This window comes from Flavobacterium rhizophilum (assembly GCF_046000485.1).
Classification (GTDB): Bacteria; Bacteroidota; Bacteroidia; order Flavobacteriales; family Flavobacteriaceae; genus Flavobacterium; species Flavobacterium rhizophilum.
This window is the reverse complement of record NZ_JBELQB010000009.1, coordinates 144317-161090: the sequence shown is the minus strand read 5'-3', so window position 1 is coordinate 161090 and position 16774 is coordinate 144317. Positions and strand designations below refer to the sequence as shown.

Sequence of the window (16774 nt, the reverse complement as noted above, 5' to 3'; positions counted from 1 at the left end):
TTTTTATCCAAGGGGAATAGCATAAGTGGCACAGTGCCATATAAATTGATAGTCCTGCCCGTTGTAGTTCCCCGGCACTTCTTCTTTACGGGTTACCTCAAGAATATACTTTGTGTTCCATGGTAATGTAAAACGGATTTCTCCCTTTTCATCAGTATATACTTTTTTAGACCATAGGTCAGAAATGAAAACAGTTACTTCCTGCTCTTTTACCGGCTGGCCTTTGTATAACACCTTTAAAACAGTTTCCCCTTTTTCAGTATGTACTTTTTTAGAAAGGTCTACAATGGTAAGTCCTTCAGGATTTATAGCGGCAGTTTCGGCAGTTTTATTGCCTACCTCTACTTTTGCTACAGAATGGTAATGGGTTTTGAATATCCCAAAATCATACTGAGTGTAATCTATCACATCAATTTCATTATTATTAAGCACTACGGTATGTGTACCATTTGTTTTTGGCGTAAAGTAACCGCTGTAAAAAGTTACTCCGGCTTTCATTTCAAGCTGTTGTTTTTCTCCGTTTGGAGCTACAACCCATACCGTAAACTTTTTCATTTTGTTAAATGCCTCGCCGTTCACTTCCTCAATTACGCCATAGGTATATTCGCCAAAATAAACCTTTACTTCCTGTTTTTGGTTTACTTTACCTGTCATAGCGGTTTCTACCCACATAAAGTGTGCGAAAGAGTTTGCCGAAACCAAAAGCAATAACAATAATAAAACTGATTTTTTCATGGTGTTTATGTAAATTAAAACATCCCCTTCGATTACAGGAAGGGGATTGTTTTGTTATTATTTGTTAGAAGTTATACGTTAGGTTAGCAGCAAAAATTCTTGGTTTTTGCGGGCTGATTGTAGACCAACCTTTAAAGTATTCCTTATTTGTAATATTATCCATTTTAAGGGTGATGCTAAAGGCTTCTGCATTATAGAAAACAGATGCATTTAACACAGTGTATTCAGGAAGTGTGAATGTACCTGCAACATTACGGTTAAATATTTTGTTTTCACTACCGTAGTTACCACCAAATCCAAGACCGAAACCGTTTAGTTTACCTGTAGTAAACTTATAGCTGGCCCAAAGGTTTGCCATGTTTTGCGGACCTGCACTCTCCGGTCTTCTGCCTACAAAGTCATCACCTTCTGCAGCTTTATCAAGACGGCTGTCGTTGTAGCTGTAACCTGCTATAATGTTAAGTCCGGTTACCGGGCTTGCCACTACACTGGCTTCAAAACCTTTGCTTGTGCGCTCACCACCCTGAGTATACTCATTTGGAGCTACCTGAAGTACAGTATTCGTTACTTTGATATCGTAGTAGCTTAATGTAGCTGTTACTTTATTGTTTATTAGGTTTAATTTAGTACCTACTTCAAACTGATCAGCCTGCTCAGGGTCAAATGTGAAAGTTTCCTCTCCTGTACCCGAAACAATTGGAGCCACATTGCTAAATCCGTTCATATAGTTAGCGAAAACCGATACTTTGTCAAGAATAGGCTGGTATACTAATCCAAATTTTGGAGAAAGTGCCGTTTGGTTATAATCGTCTGCCTTAGTGCTAAGGTTACCTTTGTTTGCAAAACGGTCTACTCTTAAACTTAACATAGCTGATAGGGAAGGAGTAATGTTAATCACATCAGAAGCATAAGCACTGAATATTTCCTGACTAGTTTTTACAGGGTTTATTTGACTGTTCCCTAAAAGAGCATCAGTACCTGCCTGAGTAAGCACACCGGTTTCATCTGTATAAGCAGCAGGATCTGTTATGCCTAATACAAGTTCATTAAACTGTTGTAGGTTGTCACCTATGTAAATTGCACCATTTGTTACATAAGGGCTGCTGTTGTTTGTTACGTTTCTGTTAAAGTAGTCAAAACCTACAACCATTCTGTTTCTAAGGCCGGCGATATTAAAGTCACCAATAAAGTTTTGCTGAATATCTGTACCGTATGTTTCAGAATTTTGTTTGCTGATGTAGCGACTTAGTACGATACCTTCGGTTACAGGAGTGTATTGTGTACCTTCATATAGGTATGAGTAGTATCCGTCTGATTTAGCTGATGTTCTTGAGAACACGGTTTGAGATGTCCATTGTTCAGATATTTTATAGAACATTTGTCCCTGGATACTGAAAGTAGGCGTTTCAATGTATAGGTCGTTACCTGTGTAAGAACGGTAGCTGTCGTATTTTAATTCGTTCATGTCGTGAACTCTAAGTTCAGCACCTCTGTCAAGGAAAAGCATTGTTTGGTTAGTGCTTTTACCGTTGTAAAATTCAGTATTAACAAGGAAAGACAATTTGTCGTTCACTTTGTAAGAGATAGATGGCGCTACAAAAAGCGATTTTTTGAACCCTGCATCCTGGAAGCTGTTCTCTGTATGATAAGCCGCGTTTAAGCGGAAAAGAGCATTTTTACTATCGTTAAGCGGAGTGTTAACATCTACAGTGAAACGGTTTAATCCGTAAGTACCCGCTGTGTACGACATGTTTCCGCCAAAGTAATTGTATGGCTTTTTAGTGTTTACGTTAATTAAACCACCGTAAGAAACCAGTGAGCTACCAAATAAAGTGCCTGACGGGCCTTTTATAACCTCAATGCTTTCCATGTTAGCGGGATCAGGGCTACCGTTTGTAATACTAGGTAAACCATTAACCATTGTTGGCTGTACAGCAAATCCTCTTAAAGAGAAATAACCGGCACCATCACCACCACGACCTGTAGATTCCCATAGTTTATCTATACCGGGAGCGTTTCTAAGAGCGTCGTCAAAATTAGTAACTACCTGCTCTTTTAAAAGCTCGCTTGTAATAACGTTGTATACCTGTGGATTTTCTATATCCTTTAACGGCATTTTAGAAACTACTCTGCTTTGTGTTCTGGTAAACTTATTTCCTTTACCGTCTATCACCACTTCGTTAAGCTCTTCAAGGCTTTCCGAAAGGGTAAAGCTTTTTGTTATGGTTTGTCCTGCCTCAAGGGTAATGTTCTCCTCTACCGGAGTAATACCGATGGCAGAAACACGAAGTACATAAGTACCCGGTTTAATATTTTTGATTTCATATCTACCTGCCGAGTTGGTTACAGCAGAAAATGAAGAACCTTTAAGCACAACCGAAATGTTTTCGGCCGGTGTGTTTCCGCTTAAAGTTACTGTACCGTTTATTTTGGCTCTTTCCTGTGCCGATACAGTTACCGAACACATTAAAAAGAAGCAAAACAGTAATTGCTTTAATATTGAGTTGTTCATTGTTTGTAATGGGTATTTGTTATGGGCACAAAAGTACAGGGCAATAAACAATCAGCCAAATTATTTTTAATTATTCTAAATAAACTTAAAAATCGTTTATTTAGATTTATTATAATTAAAAAATTAGTCTTTTTTTTGAAAGGAGTGAAAAAAAATCAGGTCATGAGTTAAATATTAACAGTGATATAGCGGCTTTTTTGAAGCGCAAAACCAAAAAAAATAGCCAAACAAGATTGCTTGGCTATTTACAAATTATATAATTGAGTATTAATGAAGGGTAGGTTCGGCAGGTTTTTTCTTAAGCCAGATTTTAATTTTCTGCAGCATAAAGAACATAACCGGTACAATAACCAGGGTAAGGAACGTGGCAAATATCAAACCGTAAATTACAGTTTTAGCCAGTGGTCCCCAAAAGATTACGTTATCACCACCCAGGTATATTTTTGGATTGTACTCAATAAACAGGTTAAAGAAGTCAATGTTAAGACCTATTGCCAGTGGTACAAGTCCCAGTACGGTTGTAATTGCCGTTAAAAGTACCGGCCTTAAACGGCTGCGGCCACCTTCTACAATAAGTTGTTTATACTCTTCTTTAGTAAGTAATTCGTCTTTATCCATTCCTTTTTCGGCCAGTTTACGGTCAATAAGGAGCTGGGTATAGTCAATAAGTACAATGGCGTTGTTTACCACAATACCTGCAAGCGATATAATACCCATCATGGTCATGATAATCACGAAGTCATCGCCAAGAAATACCATACCGAAGAATACGCCACCAAAACTCAGTAATACCGATGTCATGATGATAATAGGTTTGGAAACCGAGTTAAACTGTGCCACAAGGATAAGTACAATACCGCCCAGTGCAATAAGTAGTGCCTTAACAAGGAAGCCCATGTTTTTAGACTGCTCTTCCTGCTCTCCTGTAAAGGCATAAGTAATATCGCTTGGCATTTTGTAGTTTACCAGTTCCTTTTTGATTCGTGCTACAATGTCGTTACCGTTATAGCCTGTGGTAACGTTAGAGTAAACCGTGATTACCCTTTTAAGGTTTTTTCTTTTTATAGTATTAAAGGTAACAGAGTTCTTAGCATCGGTTATGGCAGATATTGGTACCTGTACCAGCTGCCCGTTTGCCTGATTTCTGAATGTTACCGGCTGATTGTAAAGAACAGCGTTGTCATTTCGCTGATCTTCTTCCAGCCTTACATTAATTTCATAGTCATCTTTCCCTTCCTTGTAAGTCGATATTTTTTCACCATAAATAGATCGTCTAAGGGTTTGTCCTACCTGGCTTGATGTAATACCAAGCTGACCCGCCTTATCAATATCTACCGTGATATCTACTCCCGGTTTTTGTTTGTTTACATCTATTTTAAGTTCTTCAATACCAGCGATGTTTTTGGTATTAATAAAGGCTTTCAGTTGTTCTGCCTCAGCAAGCATCTGGTCATAATCCTCTCCGGTAATTTCTATATTAACCGGATAACCTGCCGGCGGACCGTTTTGTTCCTTTTCTACAATTACCGATACTCCTGCATAACCTTTTACTGCTTCCCTGATTTTATCCATCACATCCTGACTGTTTATACCTTTACGGTATTTAAACTCAGTCATGGTAAGTGTAACCTTACCTCTGTGAGGCATGTCGTTTTCAGATCCGCCGTCGGTTTGCGGGTTTCCGGCACCCTGTCCTACCTGTGCAATGGCACTTTCAACCATGTAATTGCTGCCGTCTTCCACATATTGTTTGGCAATTTTATATACCTTTTCTTCAATGATTTTGGTAAAGGCATCGGTTTTCTTAATATCTGTACCTTCCGGGAATTCTATATAAACCATAATCTGGTTAGGCTGGTTTTCCGGGAAGAATAATACGTTAGGCTGACTTACACCAACAGCAATAAACGATGCGATAAGTATACCAAAAGTACCTAGAAAGAACAAGCGTGGTCTGTAACCGGTAAGTGCAAAATCAAGGAAGTTTTGGTATTTGTTTTCAAGCCAAACCAAACTGTTTCTCTGGAACTTGTCCATACGTTTAAGCAGGAAGTACTTGTATACCCACATCATGATTACAAAGAAAAGCATAAGGTTACCCATACCTTTTGCAGCTCCCGATCCACTGGAGAAACCTATAACAAGAGTTATTAACCCTATACCCCCAATAATGGCACTAAGCAATATCATTTTCTTTTTAGGCATCTCTTTCTCCTCAAGCCTCATGAAGTCTGAAGTGAACATGGCATTGATAACCAGTGCTACAAACAGCGATGAGCCCAGTACGATAGAAAGTGTCATTGGGAAATAAATCATAAATTTACCCATAGTACCCGGCCACAAACCAAGCGGGAAGAAGGCCGCCAGTGTAGTAGCGGTAGAGGCTATAATAGGCCATGCAATTTCACCAATACCTTCGATAGCCGCTTTTTTGCGCGACATACCCTGACTCATAAGTGAGTATACGTTTTCTACAACCACAATACCATTATCTACCAGCATACCCAGTCCCATTACAAGGGCAAAAAGTACCATGGTGTTAAGGGTAATGCCCAGTGCTGCCAGTATCATGTATGACATGAACATCGATAGCGGGATAGCTATACCTACGAAGAGAGCATTGCGTAACCCAAGAAAAAACATAAGTACCACAACTACCAGTACCACACCAAAAATGATGTTGTTTACAAGGTCGTCTACCTGTGCAATTGTTCTTGTAGACTGGTCGTTAGCATAGGTAATATTAAGTCCTTTAGGGAAATAGTTTTCCTGTGCCTTGCTGATTATCTCCTTAACGCCATCTACAGCTTCAACCATGTTTTTACCACTACGCTTTTTAATATCAAGCATAACTACAGGGTTACCATATTCCCTGGCATAAGTGGTTCTTTCTTTTTCTTTAAAGGTAATTTTTGCTATATCCTTAAGGTATACTTTACCGTCCTGATGTTTAACGATAATGTTGTTAAGCTGTGCCGGATCGCTGATTTCACCAATTACCCTAATATTTTTCTTGATACCGTCTAACGTTACACTACCACCTGATATGGTTTTGTTCTCATATTTTACGGCATTAATAATATCTTCAAAGCTTACTTTAGCCGAAGCCATTTTGTAGATGTCTACAGCAATTTCGACCTCTTTGTCTTCTGCACCACGAATGGCAGCTTCTTTAATTTGCGGAAGCCTTTCTATGTGGTCTTCAAGATATTCGGCAAACTCCTTTAGTTTTTCCGATGTAAAGTCACCCGTAAGGTTAACGTTTAGTATAGGAGTCTCCTCGGCAATATTTAGGTCAAATACGTTAGGTTCTACTTTAGCACCGCCGTCAAGGGTTGGCCATTCGGTATCTGCCTTTACTTTATCTACCTTATCTTTTACCTTTTGTTTGGCATCTTCAACAGTAATATCCTCATCAAACTCCACCAGTACCATGGAATAGTCTTCCAGCGTGTTTGAGGTTATTTTTGTAACCCCCGATATGTTGTTAAACTCGTCTTCAAGGGGTTTGGTTATCAGTTTCTCCACATCCTCAGCAGAGTTGCCGGGATTTATGGAGCTTACATATATCTTAGTCTCCTTAATTTCAGGGAAGCTTTCCCTTGGCATGGAATAGTAGGAGATAAGTCCGCCTAAAAATAAAATGGCCGTGATAACATAAACTGTCATCTTGTTGTTAATGGCCCAGGTGGAAATACCGAAACTTTTCTCTATTTTTTTACTCATTTTGGTTGTGTTATGAGTTTGTTTTATTTAATGATTTCTACAGTTGAGCCTTCTTTAATACTCTTAGCACCATCGGTAACAATTTCGTCGCCTTTTTTGATACCTGATTTGATCTCAACATAACCTTTAGAAGTATAACCGGTTTCAATGGTTTTTTCAACAGCTTTGATTTCTTCTTTATTCGATTTGTCTAAGCCGTATACCACAAGTCTTCCTCCTGCTTTTTGCTGAATGATTGTTTCAGGAAGCAATAGTGCAGTATCGGTTTTGTAATCTTCAATTTTAAGTACTGCTACCTGGTTAGGGCGTAAAAGGTTATCAGGGTTTGGAAGTGCTACTTCAATACCAAAAGTTCTGTTATTAGGGTTGATGTAGTTACCCACCTGACGTACTTTACCTTTGTAGGTTTTACCTATAGCGTTAAGATGTACCTCTACAGGTGCACCAAGTTTTAGCTGACTTAAATAGGTTTCAGGCACGGTAGCCGAAACATACATATCACCTAGGTTTACTATTCTGAATAGTTCCTGACCCGGAGCTACAACTTTACCTCTTTCGGTCATTACCTCGTCTATAGTTCCTGTGAACGGAGCTCTTACTACCGATTTGTTTAATTGTGACTGAAGCTGGTCTACCACCTTTTGCTGACTTTCCAGTGACGTTTTAGCCTGTAGGTATTGTATTTCACTACCTATTTTTTGGTCCCAAAGCCTTTTCTGTCTGTCAAAAGTAGTTTGCGACAGACTTAACTGCGCCTGAGCCTGAGCCAGTTGTGCGCTAACACCACCATCGTCTATTCTTGCAAGTACCTGTCCTTTAGATACTTTTTGTCCGGCTTTTACATTAAGCTGTTGTAGTATACCTGATATTTCAGGGTAAATAAGGATGTTTTGCTTAGTGTCTACATTACCCTGTATCTCTATGTAGTGTACAAATGATGTATCTTTCACGGTTATAGTTCTAACCAGTACACGGCTTCTGTTAGGGTCAAGCGAATCGATTGCCTTGTCTATTTTGGCAAGATCGGCAGTCAGTTTATCATATTCGGTTTGTACTTGTTCGCGTACTTCTCTTATCTTTTTTATATCATTAGTCTCAACGACTTCGTCTACGTTTAATTTCTTTTCCCCGCATGAAAACATCATAAGGGATAGTGTAGTGATATATGCTAATTTTTTCATCTCTTAAATTTTAGGTGCTTTATTGTGCGGTTAGTTTTTCAAGGGCAGCCCTTTTGTTTATCACTTCGGTCATCGATTCCAGAAAGTTTTGCTGTGCCGAGTACAACTGACGTTGTGCTTCTGTAAACTCAAAACTACTGGATAAACCTTCTTTAAATTTTATTTGTTGTTTGTTCTCAATACGTTCTGCAAGCTTCAGGTTGTTTTTTGAGGTAAAGTATTCTTCAATACTATACTCATATTCACTTTTTGCGCGCTGGTATTCCAGCTTAAGGTTTTGTTCCAGTTCTTCCTGCTGGGTTTTTGCCTGTTCTAAAGCGATTCTTGCTTGCTGAGTCCTGGCACTACGACCAAGGCTACTAAAAATAGGTACGTTAAGGCTTAATCCTAAATACGAATAGTTTAACCACTGCTGGTTTCTCTGGAAGAAGTCAAAGTTGTTGTTAAACCCGTTGTAACCAAAAGCAAGGTTTGTGGAAAGCGTAGGCAGTGCCTTGCTCATTTCCTGTTTCATTAAAAGCTCTTTCTGGATAGTGTTTATCTGTCCCAGCCTGTAGTCAATATTCTGCTCTACATTAAAACCTTCTGCTGCAACTGTAATATCAAGGTTTTCGGTGGTCAGGTCTTCCAGATTATCGGTAAGTGTAAGTTGATCGTCCAGTTCAATGCCTAGTATTATTTTAAGCATATTTAAGGAAATTTCCCTTACTCTTATTGAGTTTTTAAGGGAGCTGTTAATGGTAGCAAGTGTAATAGAAATTTGCTCCACATCTTCCTCTTCCGATAGCCCGTTTTTAAAGCTCTCATTGGTTTCGTGGTAGTTTTTTTCCAGTGTTTCCTTGTTTTTTTCAAGTATGCTTACACTTTCTTCCAGAAGCAATACGTTGCCATAAGCGTTTATAACCTGTTCTTTTACGTCGATGTCTGTTTTTTGCTTGGAACTTTGATAGTAGTCCAGATATACCCTTGCCGCTTTAAGGCCTACTATGTATGTTCCGTCAAAAATCAGCTGGTTAAGTGTAGCCTTAGCATCAACCGAATGCTTTGTACCAAAGGCCACTTCTACAAATTCGCCGGGGTTACCACCGAAGAATTCGGCAGGTACAACCGATTTTTGCAGCTCGAAATTGTACTGGTAATTACCGCTTGCGCTAATTTGTGGTAAACCCGTTGCAATGGTTTCCCATTTTTTCTTGTTTGCCGCTTCTATATCCCTGCCCGAGTTTATAACCTTGTAGTTATATTCCATGGCGTGCTGTATTGCCTCGTTAAGGCTAAAGGAATAGCTTTGAGGCTCTTCCTGTGCCTGTGAAGGGAGTACAGACAAGAGAATCAATGCAGCAGCAAAACGCCTTAGGGCTTTACCGTTTAAAGAATTGATGATTTTCTCCATACTAACTGTGTTAATTGATTTGATGATTATTATTTAAAAAGGGTATCCATTACTATTTTCTTACGCTCTTCTATAAGTGAATCGTAAGCTTCATTACTCATGCCCATGCTTTCCTGTAATAGTGGTCGCATAGAAACAGGGAAGGAGGTAAGCGATATAAGGTTTAGCATAAACTGTTCAGGCCTCATTTTGGCTATATTACCTTTTTCCATTTCCAAAGCTATTTCAAGGTAAAACTTGTCCAGCATTCTGTTCATAGTATCAGGGTCTTTAAAACAACTTCCCTGATTCATTTGTGTAACCATATATATTTCCAGATAGGGGTACTTTTTTGCCTGCTCAAAAAACAGGTCAAGGTATTTCTCTATTTTTTGGTGGAAAGGCAGGTCAGAAAAAATAATCTGTTCTGCTATGGCATTCTCCTTAGTTTGGGCATCCTGAAAAACAATTTCAAAAAGATTATTTCTGGATCTGAAATAGTAGTTTATTAGCGTCCTGTTTACACCTGCGGCATCGGCAATCTCCTGTGTTGTGGCCTTAAAACGACCTTCGCCAAAAAACACTCTTTTGGCAGTTTCTTTTATCAACTCTTCGGTGTCTATGTCTATTTCCTGTATTGACATATTTGTTTAACTTTAATGTTTGACATTTTTGTTAACGCAAAAGTAGGCTGTTTGTAACAAACTTTTATGTTAAATTTTATTTAATCGGTTTTTATCAAACCCTCCAGTATTTTTAATCCTTTTGGTGTGACTATGGCCCTTAAATGATATTCTAAGAATTTTTGTGTAAGCTCATATGCATTAAACTGGTCTATAGGGAAAACATCACTATCCTTAATACCGGTTAATCCGGTAAAATACATTCTGGATATAAAATTTACATCAATATCCGGCCTGTATAAGCCGTGTTCTATGCCTTTAGCCTGGTTTTCTATCATGCAGTCATTCATCTTTTCAAACTGTTTGGCACGAAGGCATGAGAATATTTTTGGGAAAAACTTTTGCAACTGATAAAACGGAGAGGCACTCTCGTTGTTTAACTGCTGCATCATAAAGCTGCGTATGATGAAAATCTCTTCAATAGAGTTTTTATCCTGCTCTCTAATGTTATCTATACCGCATGATACTGTTTCAAACAGATGGTCGGTACTTGCTTCTACCAGGTCGTTTTTGTTTGCAAAGTGCTGATATATAGTTTTTTTGGATATGCCCAGCTCTGTTGCAATATCGTCCATGGTAACGCTTTTAAAACCATAGGCAAGAAACATTTCGTTTGCTTTTTTTAATATAGTATCTCTCATTCAATGTATTAAGATGGGGCAAATGTATAAAGGAAACTTTTAAAACCAAAAAAGTTTCCGTAGTTTTTTTGTAAAATTTTATCAAAAAAATAATACTTGGTTAAAAAACTGAAAGGGTTTACTTTAGCAAAAAAATATTTCATGCAAGCTATATCGCACTATCAGCAGGTAATTTCAGATTATTTCAATGCACTTTCAGTAGTAAAAGATCCGGTTAATTTATATGAGCCCGCAGCATACATTTTATCGTTAGGAGGTAAAAGAATGCGTCCGGTACTTACCTTAATGGCTGCCGAAATTTTTAATGCCGACTGCAAGGAAGCCCTTCCGGCGGCAGTAGCGGTTGAGATCTTTCATAATTTCTCGCTGGTGCATGACGATATTATGGACGATGCCCCTCTGAGAAGAGGTAAGGAAACCGTGCATGAAAAATGGAATACCAATACCGCTATCCTTTCGGGTGATGCTATGCTTATAATGGCCTACCGTTATTTTGAGGCTTATGAGCCTGAAACCTTCCGTGACCTGGCAAAGCTATTCAGTAAAACGGCGCTTGAGGTATGTGAAGGGCAGCAGTGGGATGTTGATTTTGAGGAAAGGAATGATGTAACTGTTCCCGAATACCTTAAAATGATTGAATACAAAACAGCCGTGTTGGTTGGAGCAGCTATGAAAATGGGTGCTATAGTGGCAAAAACCTCTCCGGAGAATGCCGATTTGATTTATGACTTTGGCCGAAACCTGGGTATTGCCTTCCAGTTACAGGACGATTACCTGGATGCTTTTGGTGATCCCGAAACTTTTGGCAAGCAGGTAGGCGGTGATATTATCGAAAACAAAAAAACATACCTTTATCTAATGGCATTGCAGTATGGCGACGATGTTAGCAAAGAGCAGCTTAAAGAACTGTTTTGCCTGCAGCCGGAAAACAGCGATGAAAAGGTAGAGGTAGTAAAGAATATTTTTACCACAAGCGGAGCTGATACCCAAACCAAAAAAGCTATAGAGGAATATACGCACAAAGCGTTTGATACGCTGGCAAAACTGGATATTGATGATAGTAAGAAAGCCATGCTTAGGGCTTTTGGTGAAAACTTAATGCAACGTAAGGTATAATGTACATAGCTCCCGCCAATACTGACTTACTGCTTTCTGAAGCACAGAAGGAGTCGCTTTATGTTAAACTGGTTGAGCAGGTTAATAAGGACTTTGCCCTGGCAAATGAACCGGTAGATTTTGATGTTGCCATTACTCCTATAAGCCTTAAAATAGAGCTGCATGAAAAGGTGTATAAGCTTATACAGTATAAGTTTGGCGAATACCTTAACCTGCTTTATATAATAGATGTTCCAGAAAAAGAAATAAAAAGCCTTAACGGTGGCGATTTAAGCGAACTGGCCGAGCAGGTGGCTTTTTTGATACTTAAAAGGGAATGGCAGAAGGTGTGGTTTAGAAACAGGTTTTAATTGATATAACACACCTTAACAATGCAGAAAAAAATATCATTTTTAACTAAGGTTTTTATAGTAAGTATTAGCGGAGTCATTTTTACCTGGCTTTTTTCTTCGTTTCTGCATTATGTTAACTGTTATAGTAACTTCCTTTTATGGATGGTGTATTTAATGGTATATGCCTTTTTATTCTCATCGCTAATTTCTTTTGTTTCTTTGCTCTTCATTTTGGGTAAGCGATATTTTTGCAGGTAAATTCTTTGTTTTTTTATTTCTTCAATAAATCAGTTTGTAGCACTATGTTTTATTGAAATTTTTATTCAGGTCTTTCTATATCCATAATTTCACCATTCTCCAGCATCACTTTTAGGTCGGTTTTCATAACCGGATAACTTTCTGTGGTAAATGGTTTTTCTAAAAGTTCTTCAACTCCGCTTAACCTATCGGTCATGTATTCGTTTTCAAAAAAATACACAGTATTGCCTTCTACTTTGTCTACTTTGTAAATGGTGTACTGTTCGTTAGAAAGCTTAATCTCATAAATATCCCCTTTTTGAGGTGATAGTGCGAGTTCGGCGTTTTCAGAGTCGTTTTGTCTACCTACTATGAAAAGTGCAATAATAATCAAAGCAATAATGCCAACACCTGTAAACATCCATATAGGTGTTTTTGTGCGTGACTTTATTTCTTCATAGCCGTTTTTGTATTTTTCAGGGAAGTTTTTCTTCTCTAAAACGTGATTACAGTTGCTGCATTCTGAAACCGCTTTTTTTCCTGAGGGGAAAAACGGAATCCAATATATATGAGCATAACGCTGTACTATTAAAATGTTAATAGTGGTTGGTTCCTGGCAGTTAATGCAGGTTGTTCTTATTTTGCCTCCTCCGGTTTCTTTACCGGCAGCTCCGTATATTATCATGGTGTGGTTTTGTTGGTTTTCGGTTGCAAATAAAACGATTTAAATTGTATTTGCATTATGATGCCTGTATAAGAGATGATTAAAAATAAACCCTTATAAACGGCATCCAGGCTTCGCTGTAAACGTAGTCGTTGTCGTTATACAACACATTGTAGCGAATACCAAAGGTTACATTTTGTGCGCGATAACCTGCTCCTAAAAACAGTGCGGTATTCCAGAAATCCCTGTCCTGATTACCGTAAAAATCGGTATATCTCTCGTCAAAATCAAGGTTTACCCTTAGTTGTTCCAGTTCAGCAGAAATTTGTATTTGCGGTATAGGGTTAAAAACGTTTATTATTGATCCTCCATACATCCACGATTCATAAAAATCTTTTTGCTGTACATAGGTTCCCTGCAGGGATAAACCAACTCCATAATACGGGTTAACTTCATATAATGCGCCCGGCGCAAGGGTAACATCGGTATAGTTATTTCCGAAGGAAGCGCCTATGGCACCGCCAAAACGTACCCTCCTCCAAAAATCACTATTATTTTGGGCTTTGGCGCTTATGCATGTAAGGCAAAAAGCTATTGCGATACCCGTTTTTGTTAAAAAACTCAAAAAGCCTGATTTCATGTTGGTAAAGGTTGTAGGTTTATGAATATAAATATATAAAAAACACTGAAAGATTATTACAAATATTGTACTTTTGCATAAAATTTTTTAAAACAAAGGTCATAAAGACATTAGTATGGACAGGTTTTCCTTTTTAAACGCAGCACATACTGCTTTTTTTGCAGATTTGTATGAACAATATATAGAAAATCCTGACAGTGTAGAGCCTAGCTGGAGAAGTTTTTTCCAGGGATTTGACTTTGCAGCTTCGGATTACGGGTCAGGCTTATTTGAAGCCGTTCCACAACAAAACGGTGCAGCAGCGCCAGACTTTTCGGGAGTTCCTGAAAAGATACAGAAAGAGTTCAAGGTGCTTAACCTTATTGAAGGCTACAGGACAAGAGGACACCTTTTTACCAAAACCAATCCGGTTAGGGACAGAAGGACTTACACTCCAACCTTAGATCTTGAGAACTTCGGACTTTCCAACGCCGATTTAGACACTGTTTTTGATGCAGCAAAAGAGATCAATTTACAGCCGTCTACTCTTAGGCAAATCATCGATCACTTAACAAAAGTATACTGCCAGCACATTGGTGTTGAGTATATGTATATTCGTAACCCTGAGGTTAGAAGGTGGATTCAGGACAGGCTTGGGGTAAATGAAAATTTACCGGCTTTCTCTGATGAGGCTAAAAAGCACATCCTTTTAAAACTTAACGAAGCTGTTGCTTTCGAGAACTTCCTTCATACTAAGTATGTGGGTCAAAAACGTTTCTCGCTTGAAGGAGCAGAGGCTCTTATCCCGGCACTTGACGCCCTTGTTGAGGCTGCTGCCGAGAAAGGAGTAGAGCAGTTTGTAATGGGTATGGCACACAGGGGACGTCTAAATGTACTTGCTAATATTTTTGGTAAGTCGACTTCAGATATCTTTAGTGAGTTTGACGGAAAGGATTATGATGATGATGCCCTGTTTGACGGTGACGTAAAATACCACCTTGGTCTTACTGCCGACAAGAAAACAAGAACAGGTAAAAATATAAACATTAACCTTGCACCAAACCCGTCGCACCTTGAAACTGTAGGTGCGGTGATTGAAGGTATTGCAAGGGCAAAACAGGATAAGTATTACCCTGAAGACAACTCTAAGGTACTTCCTATTGCATTACACGGTGATGCTGCGATTGCAGGTCAGGGTATAGTGTATGAGATTGTACAAATGGCTGGTCTTGACGGTTACAAAACCGGAGGTACTATTCACCTTGTTGTAAACAATCAGGTTGGTTTTACCACTAACTACCTTGATGCACGTACATCTACTTACTGTACAGATATTGCTAAGGTTACCCTTTCTCCGGTACTTCACGTAAATGCCGATGATGTAGAGGCAGTGGTACATGCTATGTTGTTTGCACTTGATTACAGAATGAAATTTGGCGGAGACGTATTTATCGATCTTTTAGGTTACAGAAAGTACGGTCACAACGAAGGTGATGAGCCTCGTTTCACGCAGCCAAAACTTTATAAAATAATTGCTAAGCACAAAAACCCAAGAGATATTTATGCTGCCGAGCTTTTAAGCAGTGGTGTAATTCAGGAAGGTTTTGTGAAAGAGCTGGAGCAGCAGTACAAAGCTGTGCTTGAGGAAAACCTTGAGGCTTCAAGGAAAAAAGACCTTACCATTATCACTCCGTTTATGCAAAACGAGTGGGAAGGGTTCTCTCAGGCTACAGAAGAGCAAATGCTTCAAAAGGTAAACACGGCATTCTCTAAAGAGATGCTTACCGAGATTGCTGAGGTTATCACACAACTTCCTACAGACAAAAAATTCATTAATAAGATACAAAAGCTTATCAACGACCGTAAGGCGATGTACTTCGAGAACGATAAGCTGGACTGGGCAATGGGTGAGCTTTTAGCTTACGGTTCGCTTCTTACAGAAGGGTATAACGTGCGTTTATCCGGTCAGGATGTGGAGAGGGGTACCTTCTCTCACCGTCATGCTGTTGTTAAGGTAGAAGACTCTGAAGAAGAGGTAGTGCTACTTAACAGGCTTAAAGAGCAAAATGGTAATTTCCAGGTTTACAACTCACTGCTTTCAGAGTATGGTGTTGTAGGTTTTGATTATGGTTATGCACTGGCAAGTCCAAGAACACTTACTATTTGGGAAGCACAGTTTGGTGATTTCTCAAACGGTGCTCAGATTATGATTGACCAGTACATTTCGGCTGCCGAAGATAAATGGAATAACCAAAATGGTCTTGTAATGTTACTGCCACACGGTTATGAAGGTCAGGGTGCAGAACACTCTTCTGCACGTATGGAACGTTACCTGCAGCTTTGTGCTAACCACAATATGTATATAGCCGACTGTACTACGCCTGCTAACTTCTTCCACTTATTAAGAAGGCAGATGAAAACCACGTTCAGAAAGCCGCTTATCGTGTTTACACCTAAGAGCTTACTGCGTCATCCTGCGGCGGTTTCTACAGTAGAGGAACTGGCAGAAGGAACATTCCACGAGGTGATTGACGATCCGGCAGCAGATGCTAAAAAAGTAAAAACACTGGTATTCTGTACCGGTAAGTTTTACTACGATCTTGTAGCCGAAAGAGAAAACCTGGGCCGTGACGATGTGGCTTTTGTAAGGCTGGAGCAGCTGTTCCCGTTACCGGTAGAGCAGTTAAAAGAAGTGATTGCCAAATATTCTAACGCCGACGATTATGTGTGGGCACAGGAAGAGCCAAGAAACATGGGGGCTTACAGCTATATGTTAATGAACTTTACCGAGGTTAAGTTCAGGGTGGCATCATTAAAAGCCTATAGTGCTCCTGCAGCAGGTAGTTATACACGTGCTAAAAAACGTCATGCTACTGCTATAGCAATGGTTTTTGATAAAGATTTATTTAATTAATATCGTATTTTTGATTTTCAATAGATTAACAACAACGCAAAT

The 16774-nt window shown here is 39.0% G+C and carries 12 protein-coding genes; 3 read left to right on the top strand and 9 right to left on the bottom strand.

Annotated elements, in window-relative coordinates; genetic code table 11:
* Positions 1-3: 3 nt before the first annotated feature.
* From ABS768_RS12890 to ABS768_RS12860, 7 genes are all read right to left on the bottom strand, one after another.
* Positions 4-735 (bottom strand): DUF4198 domain-containing protein, encoded by a 732-nt coding sequence (locus ABS768_RS12890; protein ID WP_408075368.1) that lies wholly within the window; start codon positions 733-735, stop codon positions 4-6.
* A gap of 64 nt (positions 736-799) precedes the next feature.
* A complete protein-coding gene (locus tag ABS768_RS12885) occupies positions 800-3247 on the bottom strand; it encodes a TonB-dependent siderophore receptor (RefSeq protein WP_408075367.1) in 2448 nt (815 codons plus the stop codon).
* Between the two features lie 267 nt (positions 3248-3514).
* Positions 3515-6973, bottom strand: coding sequence for an efflux RND transporter permease subunit (locus tag ABS768_RS12880; RefSeq protein ID WP_408075366.1), 3459 nt, complete (start codon positions 6971-6973; stop codon positions 3515-3517).
* A gap of 23 nt (positions 6974-6996) precedes the next feature.
* Positions 6997-8154: an efflux RND transporter periplasmic adaptor subunit gene (locus tag ABS768_RS12875; protein ID WP_408075365.1), complete on the bottom strand. Its 1158-nt coding sequence runs from the start codon at positions 8152-8154 to the stop codon at positions 6997-6999.
* A gap of 19 nt (positions 8155-8173) precedes the next feature.
* Positions 8174-9547, bottom strand: a complete 1374-nt coding sequence (locus ABS768_RS12870; protein ID WP_408075364.1) for a TolC family protein — start codon at positions 9545-9547, stop codon at positions 8174-8176.
* A 29-nt stretch (positions 9548-9576) separates the two neighbouring features.
* Complete coding sequence (locus ABS768_RS12865) at positions 9577-10170, bottom strand: TetR/AcrR family transcriptional regulator (RefSeq protein WP_408075363.1); 594 nt, start codon at positions 10168-10170, stop codon at positions 9577-9579.
* 80 nt (positions 10171-10250) lie between these two features.
* Positions 10251-10850 carry a TetR/AcrR family transcriptional regulator gene (locus ABS768_RS12860; protein WP_408075362.1) on the bottom strand — a complete coding sequence of 200 codons (600 nt, stop codon included), beginning with the start codon at positions 10848-10850 and terminating at the stop codon, positions 10251-10253.
* A 141-nt stretch (positions 10851-10991) separates the two neighbouring features.
* Between ABS768_RS12860 and ABS768_RS12855 the strand changes: the two genes are divergently transcribed.
* Positions 10992-11966, top strand: coding sequence for a polyprenyl synthetase family protein (locus ABS768_RS12855; protein WP_408075361.1), 975 nt, complete (start codon positions 10992-10994; stop codon positions 11964-11966).
* The gene (locus ABS768_RS12850) at positions 11966-12316 is read left to right on the top strand and encodes a hypothetical protein (protein WP_408075360.1); all 351 of its coding nucleotides are present in this window, start codon (positions 11966-11968) and stop codon (positions 12314-12316) included. The genes ABS768_RS12855 and ABS768_RS12850 overlap by 1 nt, the downstream gene beginning before the upstream one ends.
* 301 nt (positions 12317-12617) lie before the next feature.
* Here ABS768_RS12850 and ABS768_RS12845 read toward each other — a convergent pair whose 3' ends face one another.
* Together ABS768_RS12845 and ABS768_RS12840 are read right to left on the bottom strand one after the other, a co-directional pair.
* Positions 12618-13220: a hypothetical protein gene (locus tag ABS768_RS12845; RefSeq protein ID WP_408075359.1), complete on the bottom strand. Its 603-nt coding sequence runs from the start codon at positions 13218-13220 to the stop codon at positions 12618-12620.
* Between the two features lie 79 nt (positions 13221-13299).
* A complete protein-coding gene (locus tag ABS768_RS12840) occupies positions 13300-13839 on the bottom strand; it encodes a hypothetical protein (RefSeq protein WP_408075358.1) in 540 nt (179 codons plus the stop codon).
* Between the two features lie 115 nt (positions 13840-13954).
* Between ABS768_RS12840 and ABS768_RS12835 the strand changes: the two genes are divergently transcribed.
* Positions 13955-16732 carry a 2-oxoglutarate dehydrogenase E1 component gene (locus ABS768_RS12835; RefSeq protein WP_408075357.1) on the top strand — a complete coding sequence of 926 codons (2778 nt, stop codon included), beginning with the start codon at positions 13955-13957 and terminating at the stop codon, positions 16730-16732.
* Positions 16733-16774 lie beyond the last annotated feature (42 nt).

What these genes read in the sequence shown, in the direction of transcription:
- ABS768_RS12860 (WP_408075362.1), bottom strand. Translation starts at nt 10,850, where the DNA reads ATGAGAGATACTATATTAAAAAAAGCAAACGAAATGTTTCTTGCCTAT.
- ABS768_RS12840 (WP_408075358.1), bottom strand. Translation starts at nt 13,839, where the DNA reads ATGAAATCAGGCTTTTTGAGTTTTTTAACAAAAACGGGTATCGCAATA.
- ABS768_RS12835 (WP_408075357.1), top strand. Translation starts at nt 13,955, where the DNA reads ATGGACAGGTTTTCCTTTTTAAACGCAGCACATACTGCTTTTTTTGCA.
- ABS768_RS12855 (WP_408075361.1), top strand. Translation starts at nt 10,992, where the DNA reads ATGCAAGCTATATCGCACTATCAGCAGGTAATTTCAGATTATTTCAAT.
- ABS768_RS12870 (WP_408075364.1), bottom strand. Translation starts at nt 9,547, where the DNA reads ATGGAGAAAATCATCAATTCTTTAAACGGTAAAGCCCTAAGGCGTTTT.
- ABS768_RS12890 (WP_408075368.1), bottom strand. Translation starts at nt 735, where the DNA reads ATGAAAAAATCAGTTTTATTATTGTTATTGCTTTTGGTTTCGGCAAAC.
- ABS768_RS12885 (WP_408075367.1), bottom strand. Translation starts at nt 3,247, where the DNA reads ATGAACAACTCAATATTAAAGCAATTACTGTTTTGCTTCTTTTTAATG.
- ABS768_RS12845 (WP_408075359.1), bottom strand. Translation starts at nt 13,220, where the DNA reads ATGATAATATACGGAGCTGCCGGTAAAGAAACCGGAGGAGGCAAAATA.
- ABS768_RS12865 (WP_408075363.1), bottom strand. Translation starts at nt 10,170, where the DNA reads ATGTCAATACAGGAAATAGACATAGACACCGAAGAGTTGATAAAAGAA.
- ABS768_RS12850 (WP_408075360.1), top strand. Translation starts at nt 11,966, where the DNA reads ATGTACATAGCTCCCGCCAATACTGACTTACTGCTTTCTGAAGCACAG.
- ABS768_RS12880 (WP_408075366.1), bottom strand. Translation starts at nt 6,973, where the DNA reads ATGAGTAAAAAAATAGAGAAAAGTTTCGGTATTTCCACCTGGGCCATT.
- ABS768_RS12875 (WP_408075365.1), bottom strand. Translation starts at nt 8,154, where the DNA reads ATGAAAAAATTAGCATATATCACTACACTATCCCTTATGATGTTTTCA.